We start from the raw sequence: 2,165 nt of genomic DNA, 5'->3' as shown, positions 1-2,165 counted from the left end.
CGGCCATCGGCGACGGCGCCGCGGTGCAGGGACCCATCGCGTCGATCCTGCAGCTGCTCACCGGGCGGCTGGTCGACCTGCCACTGGGGAAGAACGCAGTTCGAGGTAATCCATCGGACCGGCGTCGCCAATGTCCAATAGTCTGGAGCGCGGTACCGGCGCCAGTCCCGCGGGCGATGTGGCTATTCGGTTCTCTCACAACACGGGCGGCATGCCCGCCGCCCCGCTCGCCGTCTTTTGCAGGCCCGCCGCTCGTCGTGGTCGAGGAGCTCCTCGGTCGATTTCGGAGCATCCTTGATTGATGAGCGAGGGCACCAGCGTGGGGGAAAGGGCGCTGACACTGTCGGTCCTGCTTCTCGGCGCCGTGGTGGTCGGCGCAGCGGCGAAGGTCTGGCTGAAGCGGTGGCGAGAGGCGGTGGTCAACCCATGAGTAGAACGTGGCGACGCATCCTGACCGCGAAGGCGCTGGCGTTGTCCGCGCTGCTTCTCGCCGCCTTCGTCGCTACAGTCATCGTGCGTCAGCGTCAGCTTGACGCTGACTCGTCCTGGCATCCACGACACGAGGGCTACCCGCCTCACGTCAAGCCTGGCTGGTGACCGCCCCAGGTGTGTCGGCGCCGTAAGGAAACCGTGTCGAAGAGTTGCTCGGAGCGGATGTCGACCCCAGAGAATCTCGACTCCCTACATTTCCGCCGATCGACCACGTCCTCAGCGCGGGTGAGGACCGGGATCAGTAATCGGCTACGGGAACTGGTTGGCAATCTGGTCGAGACGCTCGAGGTCGTCGATGTAGTCGTCGGGGTCGGCATCGGAGGCCTCGACGAGGTCGATGAGCATGCCTCTGATCAGGCCGAGGGCTTCACCGGTGAGCAGGTTGATTTGCGTGAGCTCGTTGATTTCGATGATTCGGGCGCGGAGTTCGTTGAGTCGGTCTTCGGTGGATTCACCGTCTGTCACGAGAACACCTTCCAGTGAGTTCTGTCATCGCATAGCTGAATCGGCCGAGTGACCATGTTGCGGGTGTCGGGTGGTCCTGAACGCGACCGGCGTCGTCGTCACGGGCCAGATCGCCGTTGTCCGTGGTGATCAGGGAACCACGTGGATGGTTGGGTTAGCCGACGGCGGCGAACTGCCGGGCCGCGGCCAGCACCTGGGGTCCGACGTCGTCGGTGTCGCCTTCGCGGAGCAGTCGGGCGGGGGACCGGTCGGCCAGCGCGCAGACACGGGTCGTGAGATAGCGAAAGTGCCTGTCTCGTAACTGGTGGAGAACGCCCCCGTGATCCCTCCGATCTCCGATCTGGACCCCTCGGTGCGCCCCTCGCAGATCCAACTGGACGACGGCGACGTATGCTCCGCACGGACTCACGGTGCCACCACGCTGAGGAGCACCTACATCTGTCATCCTCCGAACGGTACCGCCGACGACGAGACCAAGAGCACGATCGGCGAGGTGGACAAATCCGGAGCCGTGTGGATTATCCAGCAGGTGGACGGAGTGTCATCGGTGGATGAGATCCCCGACAAGAACAACCCTCCCACCCGCACGGCGCAGATCGTCAAGGCGTGGATGAACGGCTAACGGGGACCTGCGCATCGGCCTCAACGATGACGGAGGCCCGCCCTTGTCATTGCCGATTACAGCACACCTCGTTGAGCTTTTCCTCGTCCTCGCCATTGGGGCCGCCGGCGGCGCGGGCCTTCCAGCCGGATCGAGATCCCGCCGTGTACCCGTCGGTGAGCCACCCCGCCACCGGTCGGACCGAACAGTTGCCCACAGTGGTGTCAGGTCGCGAGTGGGGCTTCGTCCTTGCCGCCCAGCAAGCAGCGTGAGAACCCTAGTGAGCGGCGGCGAACGCTTCCTGGATAGGGGACAGGCCCGTCATTTCCGCGGGAACTCACGGCGTAGGTCGCCCGGGTGAAGCGCGGCCCCTTCGTCGCGGGGGACGGTGGATGATTGCGTACGGGCGGCTGCGATCATCCCTCGGTGACCGGCAGGGGGTGACGGTGAGGCTTGACGTGTAGTGGCCGTGGAACGTTGGTGCGACCTTGGATGCCGATGGTCGTCGGCGCGGATCGGGGCGCTGCCCGCCCTGCGTGCGGCCCGGTGACGCTGAACCTCGGGTCGCGCCGCCCACCGATGACGACCTTCAGCCTGGGGGGACGTT

At 65.5% G+C, this 2,165-nt stretch carries 4 protein-coding genes; 3 read left to right on the top strand and 1 reads right to left on the bottom strand.

Annotated elements, in window-relative coordinates; translation table 11 throughout:
• A partial coding sequence (locus tag VIM19_08655) for a hypothetical protein (protein HEY5184952.1) occupies positions 1-302 on the top strand: 302 nt, incomplete at its 5' end.
• A complete protein-coding gene (locus tag VIM19_08650) occupies positions 302-430 on the top strand; it encodes a hypothetical protein (protein HEY5184951.1) in 129 nt (42 codons plus the stop codon). The genes VIM19_08655 and VIM19_08650, both read left to right, overlap by 1 nt.
• A 311-nt stretch (positions 431-741) precedes the next feature.
• Here VIM19_08650 and VIM19_08645 read toward each other — a convergent pair whose 3' ends face one another.
• Positions 742-957: a hypothetical protein gene (locus VIM19_08645; protein HEY5184950.1), complete on the bottom strand. Its 216-nt coding sequence runs from the start codon at positions 955-957 to the stop codon at positions 742-744.
• A gap of 319 nt (positions 958-1,276) precedes the next feature.
• On the opposite strand from VIM19_08645, the gene VIM19_08640 reads away from it, so the two are divergent.
• Positions 1,277-1,579, top strand: coding sequence for a hypothetical protein (locus tag VIM19_08640; GenBank protein HEY5184949.1), 303 nt, complete (start codon positions 1,277-1,279; stop codon positions 1,577-1,579).
• The last annotated feature ends 586 nt before the right edge of the window (positions 1,580-2,165 follow it).

This window comes from Actinomycetes bacterium (assembly GCA_036510875.1).
Taxonomy (GTDB): Bacteria; Actinomycetota; Actinomycetes; order Prado026; family Prado026; genus DATCDE01.
This window is presented reverse-complemented; position numbering and strand designations above follow the sequence as displayed.